Annotated in this window: 17 protein-coding genes; 10 read left to right on the forward strand and 7 right to left on the reverse strand. The window is 50.0% G+C overall.

Annotated elements, in window-relative coordinates; translation table 11 throughout:
- Nucleotides 1-482 precede the first annotated feature (482 nt).
- The 9 genes from HMPREF9069_RS09635 to HMPREF9069_RS07820 all read left to right on the forward strand — a co-directional run bounded on the left by HMPREF9069_RS09635 (nucleotide 483) and on the right by HMPREF9069_RS07820 (nucleotide 7843).
- Nucleotides 483-734, forward strand: coding sequence for a hypothetical protein (locus HMPREF9069_RS09635; RefSeq protein ID WP_035438854.1), 252 nt, complete (start codon nucleotides 483-485; stop codon nucleotides 732-734).
- A gap of 500 nt (nucleotides 735-1234) precedes the next feature.
- Complete coding sequence (locus HMPREF9069_RS09450) at nucleotides 1235-3367, forward strand: DUF4241 domain-containing protein (RefSeq protein ID WP_021626706.1); 2133 nt, start codon at nucleotides 1235-1237, stop codon at nucleotides 3365-3367.
- A 333-nt stretch (nucleotides 3368-3700) separates the two neighbouring features.
- Nucleotides 3701-3883 carry a pyridoxamine 5'-phosphate oxidase family protein gene (locus HMPREF9069_RS09455; protein WP_232204060.1) on the forward strand — a complete coding sequence of 61 codons (183 nt, stop codon included), beginning with the start codon at nucleotides 3701-3703 and terminating at the stop codon, nucleotides 3881-3883.
- A gap of 54 nt (nucleotides 3884-3937) precedes the next feature.
- Nucleotides 3938-4312, forward strand: a complete 375-nt coding sequence (locus tag HMPREF9069_RS09460; protein ID WP_021626708.1) for a 4Fe-4S binding protein — start codon at nucleotides 3938-3940, stop codon at nucleotides 4310-4312.
- A 9-nt stretch (nucleotides 4313-4321) separates the two neighbouring features.
- The gene (locus HMPREF9069_RS09640) at nucleotides 4322-4867 is read left to right on the forward strand and encodes an ABC transporter permease (RefSeq protein WP_021626709.1); all 546 of its coding nucleotides are present in this window, start codon (nucleotides 4322-4324) and stop codon (nucleotides 4865-4867) included.
- Nucleotides 4868-4871: 4 nt separating this feature from the next.
- The gene (locus HMPREF9069_RS09645; protein WP_232204061.1) at nucleotides 4872-5657 is read left to right on the forward strand and encodes a glycine betaine ABC transporter substrate-binding protein; all 786 of its coding nucleotides are present in this window, start codon (nucleotides 4872-4874) and stop codon (nucleotides 5655-5657) included.
- A complete protein-coding gene (locus HMPREF9069_RS07810; protein WP_021626711.1) occupies nucleotides 5654-6433 on the forward strand; it encodes an ATP-binding cassette domain-containing protein in 780 nt (259 codons plus the stop codon). The genes HMPREF9069_RS09645 and HMPREF9069_RS07810 overlap by 4 nt, the downstream gene beginning before the upstream one ends.
- 9 nt (nucleotides 6434-6442) lie before the next feature.
- Nucleotides 6443-7456, forward strand: coding sequence for a zinc-binding dehydrogenase (locus HMPREF9069_RS07815; RefSeq protein WP_232204062.1), 1014 nt, complete (start codon nucleotides 6443-6445; stop codon nucleotides 7454-7456).
- A gap of 6 nt (nucleotides 7457-7462) precedes the next feature.
- A complete protein-coding gene (locus HMPREF9069_RS07820) occupies nucleotides 7463-7843 on the forward strand; it encodes a winged helix-turn-helix transcriptional regulator (protein ID WP_021626713.1) in 381 nt (126 codons plus the stop codon).
- 141 nt (nucleotides 7844-7984) lie between these two features.
- Here HMPREF9069_RS07820 and HMPREF9069_RS07825 read toward each other — a convergent pair whose 3' ends face one another.
- Nucleotides 7985-8977, reverse strand: a complete 993-nt coding sequence (locus HMPREF9069_RS07825; protein WP_021626714.1) for an alpha/beta hydrolase — start codon at nucleotides 8975-8977, stop codon at nucleotides 7985-7987.
- A gap of 833 nt (nucleotides 8978-9810) precedes the next feature.
- On the opposite strand from HMPREF9069_RS07825, the gene HMPREF9069_RS07830 reads away from it, so the two are divergent.
- Nucleotides 9811-10743 carry a magnesium transporter CorA family protein gene (locus tag HMPREF9069_RS07830; RefSeq protein ID WP_232204063.1) on the forward strand — a complete coding sequence of 311 codons (933 nt, stop codon included), beginning with the start codon at nucleotides 9811-9813 and terminating at the stop codon, nucleotides 10741-10743.
- Nucleotide 10744: 1 nt separating this feature from the next.
- Here the strand turns inward: HMPREF9069_RS07830 and HMPREF9069_RS09300 are convergent, their stop codons facing one another.
- The 6 genes from HMPREF9069_RS09300 to HMPREF9069_RS07855 form a co-directional block, all read right to left on the reverse strand.
- Complete coding sequence (locus tag HMPREF9069_RS09300; RefSeq protein WP_021626716.1) at nucleotides 10745-10888, reverse strand: hypothetical protein; 144 nt, start codon at nucleotides 10886-10888, stop codon at nucleotides 10745-10747.
- A complete protein-coding gene (locus HMPREF9069_RS07835) occupies nucleotides 10888-11184 on the reverse strand; it encodes a type II toxin-antitoxin system RelB/DinJ family antitoxin (RefSeq protein WP_021626717.1) in 297 nt (98 codons plus the stop codon). Before HMPREF9069_RS07835 ends, HMPREF9069_RS09300 begins: the two co-directional genes overlap by 1 nt.
- Nucleotides 11185-11342: 158 nt before the next feature.
- A complete protein-coding gene (locus tag HMPREF9069_RS07840) occupies nucleotides 11343-12851 on the reverse strand; it encodes a hypothetical protein (protein ID WP_051317827.1) in 1509 nt (502 codons plus the stop codon).
- Nucleotides 12852-13076: 225 nt separating this feature from the next.
- Nucleotides 13077-13862 carry a metal ABC transporter permease gene (locus HMPREF9069_RS07845; RefSeq protein WP_021626720.1) on the reverse strand — a complete coding sequence of 262 codons (786 nt, stop codon included), beginning with the start codon at nucleotides 13860-13862 and terminating at the stop codon, nucleotides 13077-13079.
- Complete coding sequence (locus HMPREF9069_RS07850) at nucleotides 13855-14532, reverse strand: metal ABC transporter ATP-binding protein (protein WP_021626721.1); 678 nt, start codon at nucleotides 14530-14532, stop codon at nucleotides 13855-13857. Before HMPREF9069_RS07850 ends, HMPREF9069_RS07845 begins: the two co-directional genes overlap by 8 nt.
- Nucleotides 14533-14540: 8 nt before the next feature.
- Complete coding sequence (locus HMPREF9069_RS07855) at nucleotides 14541-15560, reverse strand: metal ABC transporter substrate-binding protein (protein ID WP_035438864.1); 1020 nt, start codon at nucleotides 15558-15560, stop codon at nucleotides 14541-14543.
- Nucleotides 15561-16060 lie beyond the last annotated feature (500 nt).

Consider the following 16060-nt stretch of genomic DNA (forward strand, 5'->3'; position numbering starts at 1 on the left):
ATGGCGCATATCGGCCCTCAGAGCGAAGAGGGGTCTAAAAACCCGCCTTTCGAAGGATGGTGGCTAGACAAGTCACAGAACCCCATCGCCTAGAAGAGCACAACCTGCACATAGTTTAAATTTCGAGATAGATAATCATAAAAGAACGTGCATATTTCTTATCGCAATTGTTCAGTTTTGACTTTCATGCGAGTAAATTCGTCAATACAGATTGAGATACTCGGGCCTAGCTATGAGCCCGCTTTATCTCATAATTGCTCCCAAAACTCAAATATTTTTTGATTTTGGGAGTATAAACATAATAGAGCTGGTTGGAACTGGCACTCAGTGTAGCTTGGTCAACGATATTTAGGAGCTGACATGCTTGAGGGCGAGAATCCTGACTACTTTGACGACTCCACGTACACCACCTTTGCTGACCTGCATATGAAGAGAGCCTCTACATTACCGAAATTGTAAAGCGACTTTGCGGCAGCGAGAGGATGAGGGCGGCGATTCTCGATGATTACGAGCGTCTGCGGCACATCCTCGAGTGGCAGGTCTTTGGCATTGCGCCGACCGAAATGATCTACCAGATAGCTGCGCACTACATCCTGGGGCCGCACGATAAGATCGGCGAGGGATGCGTTGTGAACTTTGCGTTGGCTGACATCCAAATGGCTGCTATGCGTACCATGCTCGTTAGGGATGCAATACCTTCCGCCACCTCGATGAGGCAGCCAGTCAACATCTGAATCCTCAGCCGAATTTATGTCTGGCTCTTGCACTATCATGGTCTGGGCGATGGGATATCTGGCTTTCGAACGAGGACGGAAGTGCTTTTATGTCCAGCAAGAACGGAAGCACGCGGAGGCGGCAGAGGAGAGCGCGCAAGGAACGCGAGCGTACCAAAAGACGTGACCATCGTACGAAATTCCCGCAATCCAGATGGGGAAGGATGTGTGGGTCCAAACGCGCGTATGATACGCGCTTGGATGCGCTGCTCGTTGCGACACGCCTTGCAGGTACGAGCAAAACGGCATATTTGAGGGCATATAACTGCCCATACTGTGGCAAGTGGCATCTAAGCTCTCATCCCGATTGGGGGTTGCCATGAGGTGTTCCGCGTCTGCCAACACACAAGGGATGAGATCATGCGGATGGGGTCCTGCCGCACTTGAATATCATGAGTGAGATGTGACGAGAGGAACAGGCCAGTCCGCCGCTGCGAGAAACTATATAAAGTGAGGTTTCCATGACAAAAGAGGAACGTGCTATCAAGTGGTTCGAAGACGTGCCTGGCGCAGGACAGCTTTCCGTGGAAGAGAGGATGGGAATCTGCGATCGCGTCGCGCGAGGGACGATGTTCGTCTTTCTTCTGCTTCTCGTGGCAGAGCTCGCTATTCTGCTCTTTGCAGGTGGCGGAGCCGTCTTCGATTGGATAGCAGGCGCGATAGACCACTTCGCTGCATTCCACGATGGCTCGGGGCAGTATGGGTTCCAGGCCCTGTATGGTGCAATCTTTTGCCTGCCCCTTCTTGTGTTGCCCATCGCTGCCGGATCGGTCTATCGCAAAAGTCGAATTAGGACCATGGTAGAGCGGGCATGCTCTGGCAAGACCAATGGATCGTTTGCACGGGCAGTACCAGCACAGGAGGACCAGGCGGGTGTATCGCAGGACGGTATGGGTGCTGCTGTGGGTACGGTAGACGCAGGCGCAGAGGCCGACTGGCTGAGCCGTTGGGAGGAAGTCAAGGCGCGATTCGACTGCAGAGCCGACCTGGAATCCTACTTCAAAAAGCAGAAGGTCGGAGAGGCTGACTTGGACGTTCTTGATCTGGGCACGGTGCATTTCCCGACCGGGCGCGTGGTCGCTTGCGACCCCCTGGTCGTGCTGGGCGAGGCCACACCTTATATCCAGACGATTCCGGCAGGATCATATCCGGTCAAGCTCAGCGTCTCCGACAGTGACCAGGGTATTCGCTACGCCTGTGCCAAGGTAGAAGTCAGCAGCAAGATCCCGGTTCGCTATGAGCTGGCGATGACGGGAAGGGAGAGGCTGGATCAGGAGTTTGACGAGGGCGACTTCTTCGGCTTTGGTGTCGACGCCGGTATGGCCTGCATTGTGGACGAGGCGACGCAGACAGCCTTCCATGCATATTGGCAGAAACGCGAAAGCGAAGACGACAGCATCGACCCCTTCAACGATCTATTCAGTGACCTCTTGGAGGAGAGTTACAAGAGGCATCCAAAATATCAGAGTGAGCTGGGGGACTGGCTCAACTGGCGGATTCCGGGAACCGACTGCGACTTGCCGATTTTCTCATCCGGCTTTGGGGATGGCTACTACCCCGTCTACTTCGGCTACGATGCAGCGGGAAAGGTCTCGGGCGTCTACGTGCACCTCATCGATGTCGAAGCGGAATTTGGCAAGGATAGCGCAACGGAGGATACGGCTAACTCCTCGGAGAAGACATATCAAACCTGGACGATGGAGGTTGACGAGGCGGAGCAAGCCAACCCTTCGATGGGGGAGATAGAGCGTCAGCTGGATGCAATAAAAGCCGGCGATGCGGAATTCATGATCCTGACACCATCGGAGCCAATCCCAACCAAGGATGATGGTTATGTGTGCAGTTTTGCGCAGGTCTGTTGGGATGATGATTCGGCGCAGTTCCACTTCGAAGTTAATATTGCGCATGTGGGACAGGAATCCAGCTCCGTTATCTATGGAAAGGACGGGGTAAGTGCGGGAGTGGTACAGGAGCTGCTCCACGGACTTCTGGATGATGGTGTGGTTCCGAACGTTCGAGACTGGGAAGTCATCGTAGAGATAGGGCCGAATAAGGAAGCTGCGAAACCAGCGAGAGCTGCCACGTCAATGGAGAAAGACGCCTCCTCCTACCAGAGAATAATCGAGCTTTTGGTAGATGATGTGGCGTCGCTGTCCAGGCTGGAGTCCTGCCTCAAGGATCCGCAGGAATACTTCCGAGCGAACTCAGACCGCTATGAGGACAGGGGCTTTGAGGGGGACGAGGCGGACGACAAGATCGTTTGGATTGGGATCGCCGACGAGATGATCGTCACCGGTGCGGCTATCGAGCTGGACTGGAAAGAAGAAAGGGATGAGTTCGCGCAGCAGATGAAAGCGCTGTCGGATAGGCACCACCTTGAGTTAAAGATAGAGTGGCTGAAAGAAGAGGGTGACATTCCAACGTGGTGCAGCATCCTTGATGAAAAATGGTTGCAGCAGGGGTTCTGCGTCGCGTCGATGGACATCGACAGCGACAGCTACATCCTGTTCGTGTGCACGAGGGAAACACTGGAGAAGGTTGCGGCGCTAGGCAAAGAGGTCCACCATCGCTTTAACCTCGCAAAGAACATGTGAGCTAGGCATCGATGAAATAGCGAATCAAGCGCAGCGAGAGAACCCCATCAACGGCTCCTCAAATTACATATGAGCAGGGCAGGGCATACAGGAGCCGAATGATGTTACTCATCTACCAGTGAAATTACGACTGGAAGCCGGAGCAATGCGGGGAACTCTTCGATGATCTCGCCGAGGTTGCTAAGACGGGCTATGAGGTGAGATTGTCCATCACCAATAGTTACCAAAAGGTGCCTACTTCCTATGGGAAAGCATGGAGTTGATAATATCGGGACACGACATATGCATAGCAAAAGATCAGTGACCACCATTGGCGCGGGGAATGAGGCTCAGATGCAGGCAAACGATTTGCTCAAGATGCTTCGAGACATGCGAGACGTCTGCTTTGCGACAGTGGATGAGAAGAACCTTCCGCAGATACGCGTTATCGATATCATGCTCGTAGAGGATGGAAGAATCTATTTTTGTACTGCGCGCGGTAAAGACTTCTATGCCCAGTTGCTTCGACGTCCGTAGGTGGCGATAGCCGGCCTTAACAAGGATTGACAGTCCGTGCGGCTGAATGGCGAGGTGAAGCGCGTTCCCAACGAACTGCAGCATCAGACAATTGACCGTATCTTTGAGCAGAATCCTTCTATGGAGGGCGTGTATCCAGGGAAGAGTCGTTATATCTTGGAGGCGTTTTTCCTTGATTCTGGCGGGCTCGAGCTTTTTGATTTGGGTTGTACGCCTATCTCCAGACAAGTTTTTGGTTTGGGTGGCACCGCACCCCGCGAGCGCGGCTTTAAGATCACAGATGCCTGCATTGGGTGTGGAACGTGCCAGAGGCTGTGCCCGCAGCATTGCATTGAAGCTGGGGTGCCCTTTAGCATTCACCAGAAGTCCTGTCTGCACTGTGGTCGCTGTTTTGAGATCTGTCCCGCCAAAGCTATCGTGCGCCGATAGGAGATTTTCATGCTTGGATCTATGTGGAAACTTCTCACCAGTCGGGCGACGTTCTTTGGTGAGCTTGTGGCAGAGCATCTGGCTATTTCTGGTCTGGCTATCACCATCGCTATTGTGGTGGGTGGTATCTTTGGCATGATCATGGCGGAGCGCCAGCGCATCGCCAAACCATCCCTTGCGGTGGTCAACTTTCTCTACACTATTCCTTCCATTTCGATGCTGGGCTTTCTGATTCCGCTTTCGGGCGTTGGCAATGCGACGGCAGTCATAGCGCTTACTGTATATGCGTTGCTTCCTATGGTGCGTGGCACCTATACGGGTCTTACTAACGTTGACCCTAACCTTATAGAGGCGGCGCGTGGTATGGGGTCCACCGATGGACAGATTATGCGTCGTATCAAGCTGCCTTTAGCACTGCCTTATATCATGAGTGGCATACGTAGTATGGCTACTATGACCATAGCGTTGGCCGGCATTGCCTCGTTTATTGGCGCTGGCGGCGATCATATTCGCATTGGCACCCACCACGAACATGACCATCCATGTAGCAACTAAGCCCATGACCGAGCAATACATCATGGGTTACATGCTCAAAGACCTTATTGAACAAAATAGTGATTTGACCGTTGAGCTCACCGAGGGTGTGGGTGGTGGTACCTCAAACATAGAACCGGCCATGGAATCGGGTGAGTTTGACATCTATCCCGAGTACACGGGTACCGCCTGGAATGCTGTGCTCAAGCGTGAGGATGCCTATTCAGAAGACAAGTTTGGACAGTTACAGCAGGATTATGCGGATAAGCTTGGCTTTGAGTGGCTAGGGATGTACGGCTTTAACGATACCTATGGCCTTGTGGTGCGCAAAGAGATTGCCGAGCGTTATGGCGTCCATACCTACTCTGACCTTGCAAAACATGCAGATAAATTAACCTTGGGTGCTGAGTATGACTTCTTTGAGCGTAAGGACGGCTACCAAGCGCTGTGTGATGCCTATAGCATGAGCTTTGGCAATACTATGGATTTGGACATTGGGCTTAAATATCAGGCACTTGCCGACGGTCAGATTGATGTCATGGTCGTATTCACCACAGATGGCCAGCTAAGCACTTCGGACTCAGTGGTCCTTGAAGACGACCGTAGCTTTTTCTCATCATATCTATGCGGAAATGTGGTCCGTACACAAGTGCTTAGGGAGCATCCTGAACTCCGGCAAATCCTTTCAAAGCTCGATGACACCATTACAGATGCAGATATGTCTGCTATGAACTATGCAGTGGAAAGCGGAGGCGCCGAGCCTGAAGACGTTGCGCGCACATATCTCGAGAAGAAAGGTCTCTTGCTATGAGCGAATTTGCTGTCATGAACGAGCTCGCCGTCGAGTCGGCTGCCGAGAAGGACATAGCCATACGGTTCCAGCACGTGAGCAAGGAATACGATGGTAACGTGGCGGTGAACAACATTTCCTTTGACATCTTTCGCAGTGAGTTTGTCTGCCTCATAGGATCGTCAGGCGGTGGTAAGACTACTCTCTTGAAGATGGTAAATGGCCTTATTGAACCAACTTCGGGAGACGTTTTTGTAGATGGGAAGAACGTTCGTGATCAGGATCTGATTCTTCTGCGCCGGAACATCGGCTATGCCATTCAAGGGAGCGTGCTCTTTCCTCACATGTGCGTTGAGGAAAACATAGCATATGTTCCAAGCCTTTGGAATGGTGATGATCACACACGTACCAAGGCTGCAGTGCGCAAGTGGACGGGCATTGTCGGGCTCGACGAGAGCTTGCTCGATCGCTATCCCGATGAGCTCTCTGGTGGCCAGCGCCAGCGCGTAGGCATAGCTCGCGCACTTGCTGCTTCACCAAGCATCTTGCTTATGGATGAACCCTTTGGAGCTGTGGATGCTATCACACGTTCTCAACTCCAGCGCGAGCTGAGACGGATCTTTGACGAGACGGGCATTACCGTAGTCTTCGTGACACACGATATCCAAGAGGCGCTTCGTTTAGCCACAAAAATCGCTGTGGTAGACGGTGGTGCGCTGCAGCAGTACAGTACGCCCGAGGAACTTGTGGCCCATCCTGCTACAGATTTCGTGCACCGCCTCGTTGCAAGTAGGTAGGGGAGATCCATGAACAAGTCATGTACCACGAACCTGCCGTACACCATGCGTGCAATCGTCATACATGAGCCTGGTGGTCCTGAGAAGCTCATAGAAGAGACACTTCCAGTTCCTGAGTTGCGTTCAGGCTGGTCTCTGGTCCACATAATGGCACGTGGGCTCAATCATTCCGAGGTCTTTACGCGTCAGGGGCTCTCACCTTCGGTACAGTTTCCCCGTGTATTGGGGATAGAGTGTGTAGGAAAAATTGCCCTAAGTACGGACGAGAAGCGCTTGCCTACGGGACAGCATGTGGTATCGCTTATGGGGGAGATGGGTCGTGCCTTTGATGGCAGTTATGCTGAGTATGTGCTCATCCCTAACGAGCAAATCTACCCTGTAACCTCAATGCTTCCTTGGGTAACGCTCGCTGCCCTGCCCGAGACCTACTACACCGCCTTTGGGTCATTCAAGAATCTTCGCCTTGAGGATGGACAGTCTGTACTGGTCAGAGGTGCAACAAGCGGCGTTGGTGTTGCATTTGCGCAGCTTGTACGGGCGGCATTTCCGCACGTTCATCTCCTAGGGAGTACAAGATCGGCCAAGAGGACTGTCTCGCTGCTTCAAGCAGGTTTTGATGAGGTCGTACTTGATGTAGACGGACATGTGCAGCTTGGAGGGCGACAACTCGATCGTGTGCTTGAGCTTATAGGTCCCGCCACACTTAAAGATAGCTGTCGTGTTGTGCGTGAATACGGCATTGTATGCAGTACAGGGCAGCTTGGTGGAGCGTGGTATATGGATGGCTTTGATCCCATCGTGGACCTTCCGCCCAATGGCTATATCACAAGCTTCTATTCGGATAACGTTGACCAGTTGCACCTGGATGAACTCTTCTCATTTGTTGAGCGCGAACATGTTGACGTTGTGCCCGTACGGGTCTTCTCGCTTTCACATATGGCAGACGCCCATGCGTTTCTTGAGGACTCAGATGGCTTTGGGAAGGTTGTCGTGGTCAATGATGAAGAAGATTCTAGGAGGTAGATAGCAATGTGCGCAGCTGCAAATGAAAGTTTTACCGAGTATCGCAATGACGCTCGTCCACATCGCTCTGATCTGCCTGCCTGCCCTGTGGAGACAACTGCCCAGCTCATAGGAGGCAAGTGGCGACTTCTTATCATGCGCGATCTTCTTTCCCAACCCATGCGCTTTCGCGAGTTGCAACGCTCGGTGGGAGGTATCTCCCAGAAGGTGCTCACGAGTAATCTGCGTGACATGGAGAAGCATGGTCTGATAGTGCGACGAGTGTTTCCCGAGGTACCACCGCGTGTTGAATACAGCCTGACAGAGCTAGGGCAAAGCTTACGCCCTATTATTGATGCTATGCGAAATTGGGGCTTGAACTATCAAGGGATGGCGCTTGAGGATTAATATGCTTATCTACGTGTCTATCAGCAAGATGCTTGTGCCACAAATCTAATTGGCACGGCCAGTATCTGCATCGTGTAGGCTCAGGCTCTGGATCGTGCATAGTATGAGTGACTCAGCTAGTCCTTCACAGGAATCGTGACATCATTTGAGATACTCGGCGTAGAAAGCGGCTATCTTGTTCCAGGGGATGAGGTCGCTGTTCGGACCTCCGTCGTAGAGGTCGGTGTGAACAGCACCGGGGATGATCATGAGCTCCTTGTTAGCGGCGTAGGGGCTGCCCTCGGTCATCTTGGTGTACTCGTCGCGGCTGAAGTAGCAGCTGTGGGCCTTCTCGCCGTGAATCATGAGTACTGCGCTTTCGATCTCGTTTGTGTAGCAGCAGATGGGCTGGTTGATGAAGGACATGCAGCCGATCGCGTTCCAGCCGTTCGTGGAGTTAAGAGAGCGGGGATGGTAACCGCGAGGCGTCTTGTAGTAGTCGTGGTAGTCCTTCACGAAGAAGGGTGCGTCCTCGGGCACAGGGTCTACAACACCGCCTGCGCGCGAGTACACGTCGGATGCGTATTCAGTGGTACGCAAGGCGTTGAGCTGGCGCTTCATGACGTTGCGCACCTCTGCACTATCTCCGGAGTCGAAGTAGCCGTTGGCGTTCACGCGGCTCATGTTGTACATGGTGGAGGTCACGGTCGCCTTCACGCGCGTGTCGAGTGCCGCGGCGTTGAGGGCCATGCCGCCCCAGCCGCAGATGCCGAGGATGCCGATCTTCTTCAGGTCGACGTCGTCGCGGTTGCTGAGGTAGTCAATTGCTGCTTGGAAGTCCTCGGTGTTGATGTCGGGTGAGGCCATGTAGCGGGGCTGTCCGCCGCTCTCGCCGGTAAAACTCGGGTCGAAGGCTATGGTCAGGAAACCGCGCTCAGCCAGCGTCTGGGCGTAGAGGCCGCTTGACTGCTCCTTCACGGCACCGAAAGGGCCTGCGATGGCGACGGCGGCAAGCTTGCCTTGCGCGTCCTTCGGTTTGTAGAGGTCCGCTGCTAGCCAAGTACCGTAGCGATTATGAAACTCGACCTTCTCGTGGTCGACCTTTTCGCTCTTTGCAAAGACCTTGTCCCATGCGGGGGTCATTTCGAGGTGCATGTTCGCTTCCTGTCCGTTTGCGTGATCTTTTCGATATTAAGACAATCCTGCTCTTGAATTCATACAATTACAAGTACTCACCTCGCATACGTTTCGCAGCTATCAATGATGAATTCTCCAATAGCTCCAGTGATAAGGGAAGAAAGTCATTGCCGAATGTATATGGCTTCTACGTCGGTAATACCTACCGTGGTGTTTGCCCTACTATATAGGTTAATTTTTTTTAATCTTGAATCTCTTAATTCTGCTCATTTGTATTTGTGCGGATAGATGGGTAATTACTGTAATACGACATCTTGACGCAATACGTGCTACAGCGCGGGACTGTAATACACAAAACAGTTTACGATTCATCAGCTCCATCGGAATTGGATTCATAATTTATCAGCGGGCAGCGAATTAGGTTCATAGTTCCCCACCGACCCAAAATTTACCAGGACATTTGTAAAGCAAAACGAGAAAAACAAACCCTTTGCGAGTAGGGATGAACGGTGGCTTTTCCCGCACTACCACAATTTCGATAGATGGTTCGTTTTTCGAGCTATAGAAAAATGTGACCTGCGCGTTTATGCTTGCTTACCCCGAAACTTGAACCATTTGCGGTTTGTGTTTGCGGGTTATATTTGCGGTTTGTACCCCACCTGTGCTTTAAGCAGAGAAACTTGCCTGTGCTGGAAAGTATGTGTCTAAGTTCTGCTCTCATACGAATAGCCACCCATTTCTTGGGTAACGAGAAATAGGCGGCTTTCCTGTGCTAGGCTTTCTTTGCATGAAATGGATGCCGTCACCGATATTTTGATGACTTGCAGATGGGGAGGTATGCGTTGATTGAGATGTTTCGAACTGAAGGTCGCGTAACCTCACCAGTGGATGATATGGGTGATGGCAGTTGGATAAGGTTAAGCGCGCCAACGCTTGATGAAGTAGATACGATTGCTGATGCCTTTGGGCTTGAGCGCGATGATGTGCTGTCTGCGACTGACCTTGAGGAAAAGGCGCGTGTGGAGTATGAGGGTGACACCATGCTGATATTGGTCGATGTACCCTCATCGGGTGAGATCCATGGTGAGCAGGCACGCAACACAGTGCCTCTCTGTATTATTCTGACCAAGTCGAATGTTATTACGATTTGCTCGGAGCGTTTTGCTCTGCTGGATGATTTTTCATCAGGCAAGGTACGCGGGTTCTCGACTTGGCGACATAGCCGCTTTGCTTGCAGTATTTTGCTGCGTTTAGGTGTGTTTTATCAGCAGGTGTTGGTAGATATTGACCGTAAGCGACTTGCTCTTGAAGGGAGAATGGATCGTAACATCAACGAATCTGACCTTTTTGATTTGCATGCTCTAGAGTCATCGTTGGTATACCTATCAACCTCGTTGCAGGGTAATGCCAATGTGCTTGGACGCCTGCGTCGTTCGTCTCGACTTCTGCGGCATGAAGGGCTTAATGAAGTGCTTGAAGATGCTGTTATGGAGCATCAGCAGGCAATTGAGATGGCACAAATTTATCGCAACGTTATTGATGGTACGCGTGATCTGATGTCTTCGGTAATGGATCTGCGCCTTAATGAGGTTATGCGCCGTTTAACAGTCATCACTGTTGTACTGTCAATTCCGACAATTATCTCGGGTTTTTATGGTATGAACGTCGATACACGTTGGATGCCTTTTGCCAATACCGTACACGGTTTTACCCTGATTAGCTTACTTACCGTGCTTGTTTGTTGGTTACTTATTATTCTGCTCAAGAAACGCCGTGTATTTTGATTTAATCATTGGATTTCAACATATCTTGCAAGATGGAGATAACTTTTTGCGGTCTCAGGAATAAAAGCATGTCAGCAATATAGTCTCTGAGCTTTCTTAAGTCCTCTTCAGCATCAGGTGTGATGATGACTTGATAGGTATCCATTAGGGAAGCTCCTGCTCAAGATCAGCAAACACGTCTTGATAAGCTCTACCTTGCTTCGCTTTGGATTGCTCGTAGCTGTGAGCAAGTTTTGCACTCAATCTTTCTGATGTCATTTCATCTGCAGTCTCTGGAATGGATGGGAGTGTCAGGGGAAATGGGACACCGTGTCTGTAGATAATCTGGCGGTAGAGTGAATTGATTACTACAGATGCCGGTATACCAAGCTGCTGCAGTATAGCCTCTGCCTCATTTTTCACATCATATTCAACGCGTGCGCTGACCGTTGCATCTTTCATAAAATACCTCCTACTTTGTCTATATTTTGTACTGCATTGTTTTGCTGATTGCAATACAAATAATGTAAGTAAAGCAGTTTTGATGCTAAGTCATAAGAAAAAGGGAGGAACGTAAAGCTCCTCCCTCATCTAATAGCCGTTCAGCTCCTGGTGGCTGATTAGTTTTTGCCAGCTAGCGCCTTGAAATTATAGGTCTTTCCATATACGACAACGGTGCCATCATTGTTGAAGACAATGTCTTTTAGTTTGACATTGGGAAGCTCAAAGAAGGCATCATTAAACTCGTCTTCGCTCATACCGTAGAGCGCGCTGTACTTGGCAATTATCTCTTGGTCGCTCATGCCCGCATTAGGGCTTTTGGACTCTGCTTGTTCGATGGTAATACCGGGATACTTTGACTTGGAGTTGGAATAGACGCTGGTATAGCTGCCATCCTCAAAGTAGACAACCCAGCAACCCTTGTTGGCCTGTACGATGCGGATGGCCTTCTTCTCAACCTCCGGGGCTTCTTTTTCGTTTTGATTTTCGTCCGGATTGTTATCTTCAGCGGGTTGTGTCCCATCTTTATCAACAGTTGCGGCATTTCCCCAGCCGTCTTTGCCTTCGGGTCGTGCTTCGGGGTGGAGTACCAAATACTTGAGAGTAGCAACAACATCGCGGGCATTATCAGAACCAAAGGTAGAACCACCATCACGGCAGAACTGAATGATGGTATCGATACTGACATAGTGATAGTGATCATAGTGAGGAATGACAAAAGCATTGCGGCTCTTGTCAAAACGTGTGGTGTGAGTTGCACCGCCGTAGCTAAGTTTGTCTAAAGGTACGATTAGCTTTGCTTCCACATCATCATATTCAAAACGCTCGTTATCTTTTACAGGGTCAAAATGCTTACCGTGAGTGGGATCGTACTCTTCAATCTTGATATCAGGGTAAAGATTGCTGGGGTCATCGCGAGTAATGCTTTCGGTACCATCAGCATGACGCAAATGCCAGTGATCTTCGTGATGTTCGATACCCACGATGCGTTTGGGGTCATTGGGATCCTGCTTGATAGGGGTTACTTTAGTTTTGCTTGGCTTGTTAGGTTTGCCATGCTCACCAATATAGTTTTCGATTTTGATATTGGGGAAGATACGCGCCGGATTGTCATGTGTGATGAACTCGCTACCATCCTTGGTATAGGCATGCCAATGATCACCGTGTTTGGCGATGCGAACGATAGGCTGCAGGGATAGCTCGCGCAAGCCTACGACACGAACAATGCTTAGGCCGCCAGGTAGTTTGGGCAGACTCTTGTTTTGCTTTGCGCCTGTGGGGTTGGCTGTGGTTTTGTTGGTCCTTGCCTGCTGGATATTGAGCTTGGAGCTACTGTGATCAGCGTGAGAACCCGTGTAGGTACCTACTATTGCATGAGGGTAGTAGGGGCGAGGGTCAGTGTAAGTTACAAACTCAGAGCCGCCAGCAGTAAAAATATGCCAGTGATTGCCGTGCTGGAGAATTTTGACCACGGTGTTAGGATCGATGTTATCGAGCTCCTTGCCCGTGACAACCTTGGCAGTCTTTTTGAGGTCACGAGAACTTTTTGCCTTGGCAGGGTCGGTATAAGTGATAATTTCACGACCGTCTTTGGTAAAGACATGCCAATGATCACCGTGCCGAACCACCTTCACAATCTCGTTGGAGTCAACTTTGGAGTCGATTAAGACCTCAGTAGTGTGGTCTACTTAGAAGTTCTGAGTTTTCTTTTGGATTGCTGCGGAAGCTTCTTTTTGGTTTTGGGCAGCAGGAGAAGTGGGTTTTTGACCGTAGCTACAAGCGTTCGCGGCAAGCGCGAGACAAAGGACAGCAGAAAGTGCCACTCTCTTTGGATTATTCATTTTTGGAAGTTCCTAATGTTTTTTCACAATCAAACTAATAACGAGAATAAAAACGCTAATCAGTACAATTACCGCACCGGGGCGCAGGTTGTAGTAGTACGAAATAAATAAACCTGCATACACCGAAATGAGCGAAATAACGATGGCAATAGCCAAAGTACCTCTATAGGTGCGACCCAGCTGCATAGCGCCAATGACTGGTACAACAAGAAGTGAAGATACGATGAGTGAGCCGATGGTCTTTGCGGCGATGGAAACCGTAATGGCTACCATAAAAGAAAATGCAAAGCTTAAGGTCTTTGCCTTGATGCCAAGAAGTGCTGCGGCTTCGGGATCGAGCACACTGAGGTATAGCTTGTCATAAAGTAGACGATAAGCAATGACAACGACACAGGCAATAATGATGACGAGGTAAAACTCCATATCACTAATGGTCACGATGGAACCAAAAAGATAGGAGCTAATGGAGTTACTGTTACCCGCGAGGCTAGTAAAGATGCCTGCCAGGCCAATTGCTGTAGCAAGTACGATAACAGCAGAAATTTCTTGATAAGCTTTGAGTTTGCTGCTCATGAGTTCGGTTGCAAGACCTGCAATAACGCAGGCAGCAATAGATCCCAGCAATGGATTAAAACCAAAGCAAAGACCTGCAGCAACGCCAGCTAGCGAAGCATGTGAAAGAGTATCACCCATCATTGATAGGCGCTTGAGTATGATAGGAAGACCAATGCAAGGCAAGATAATTGCCAAAATACTGCCTACCATAAAGGCACGTTGCATAAATTCATACTTAAACAAGGCCTTCCATGCCTCCCTTCCACAGCTTGGGGTCCAGTTCAGAGCAGCTACCGTTTTTAAGACGAACAACTCTGTCGACAAAATTCGTCGCCTCAGCCGGGTGATGTGTTACTAGTACAATCGCGCGTCCTTCATCGGCAAGCCCGCGTAAAATCTGATAGAGCTCAGCTGAAAAAATCTTGTCGATTCCTGAGGTTGGTTCGTCAAGAAGGATGAGACGAGCGTCTTTTGCTAGTGCCAAAAGGAGTCCTACACGCTGAAGCTGACCACCCGAGAGTTCACTGAGGCGGCGATTTGCGTGATCTTCAAGTTCTACTGTCGCTAGAAGCTCGGTAATGCTTGCCTTCTTTTTAAGATGGCGAAGCTCAATGCGCACTACTTCTTCAACCGTAGTGGGAAAATACTTGTAGCCCAATACTGCATTCTGTGAAACATAGGCAATGTCGCGATAGTGATTGTCGATGGCGTGGTCGTCACCAAAGAGACTTATTTTGCCGGAGCTTGGTTTGAGCCTGCCCAAGATTAAATTCATCAAGGTAGACTTGCCAACACCATTTTCACCAATAAGGGCCAGGAACTGCCCTGCATCAACTGAGAGGTTCAGCTGATGCAGGACGGATTCCTGTTCGTACGAAAAACTTAAGTCGCTGATAGCTAGCGCGTTTGCCATAAGAAAATCTACTTATCGAAAGACTTCATAATCATGTCAAGGTTGCGTTCCATGAGGCCAAGGTAACCAAGGTCCTTCTCCTCATCGGTAACGCTTTCCATAGTATAGATGCTGGCGGTCTTTACGCCGGTATTTTTTGCGAGAGTTTCAGCAACCTTGGGAGTTGCGGTGCCCTCAAAGAAGATCGTGCTGACCTTGTGCTGCTTAACAAAGTCGGCAATTGTGGCAAGCTGCTGAGCAGAAGGCTCGTCTTCGGGGGAAATACCAGTTACTGCGACCTGCTTTAGACCATAGTCATTGGCAAGATAGTTGAATGCAGCGTGTGAAACGATGAGGTAACGCTGGTCTTCAGGGACAGAAGAAATTTTCTCTTGGAACTTCTTGTCGAGAGCGTCAAACTTGGCAGTTGCTTCATCAAGGTTCTTTTTGTAGTACTCAGCATTGTCAGGATCAATTGCAGAGAGCTTCTCGTAGATAGCGTTGAGCTCCATTTTTGCATTCTTGATGCTTAGCCATGTATGGGGGTTGATACCACCGTGGTGATGATGGTGGTGCTCGTGCTCCTCGGACTCCTCGTTATGATCCTCGCTGCCGGAGTGCTCATGCTCTTCTTCCTCATCGTCTTCGCTTTTGAGTAGGGTGAGACCTTCAGAAAGATCAAGGAACTTGTTGTCATCTTTGGCAGTCTCTTTGAGGTCGCCAATGAAGGATTCCATTCCCGCACCGTTATAAATGATGAGATCTGCTTCGGAAATTTTGCCCATTTCAGAAGCCTGGAGTTCAAAGTCGTGAGGCTCTTGGTTGCCGGTGATAATCATTTCGATGTTCATCTTGTCGCCGGCGATGGTTTTGGTGAGGTCATAGATGGGGAAGAAGGTCGTGTAGACGGTCTTTTTTGCACCAGACTGGGCGGTAGTGCTGCCAGAACCTGCAGCTTGCTTGCCAGAAATACCACAGGCTGTCAAGGGAAGAGCTAGAAGGACTGCTGCTAATGTAACTGCTAGCGTTTTACCGAATTTCTTGTGCATCATATCTCCTTGCACGTTCGTCTGATTCTCATTTTGAAGTGATTTTTGAGCTGCTCAGACGAGTAATTCGGCACTCAAGCGGGTGACAAATTTAAAAGTAAGCTCAATTCGAATTCGAAAATGAGAATCAATATTAAATTGGTCTGAAGTAGGTTAGCACAGTTGAGGGATAAAGGCATTGGTCATTTTTTAAAAAGTTAAGTCCATAAAACATTCGCTTTTCTGCCGTGTGTTGGTGTGCCGTGCGGGTTGCAGTGAATACGACGAGTGCAGTCAGCCTCCCACAAATGGTTCAATACCGTCGCAAGCCTTTCACAAACGGCCGCATCGTCCCCGACTCCCACAAACGGTTCAAAAGCGTCGCTCTGCTTCCACAAAAGTGCTGCTCATTTTTTTGCTGCGGGTGCTTTATGAACCTTCTGCAAATAAAAAGGTGCATTGTGAACCCGTTGTCTTGCATTTCTCACAGACGGTTCAAAACCGTACCAAACGACTCGAGA

It is taken from the genome of Atopobium sp. oral taxon 810 str. F0209 (assembly GCF_000466405.1).
GTDB lineage: Bacteria > Actinomycetota > Coriobacteriia > Coriobacteriales > Atopobiaceae > Olegusella.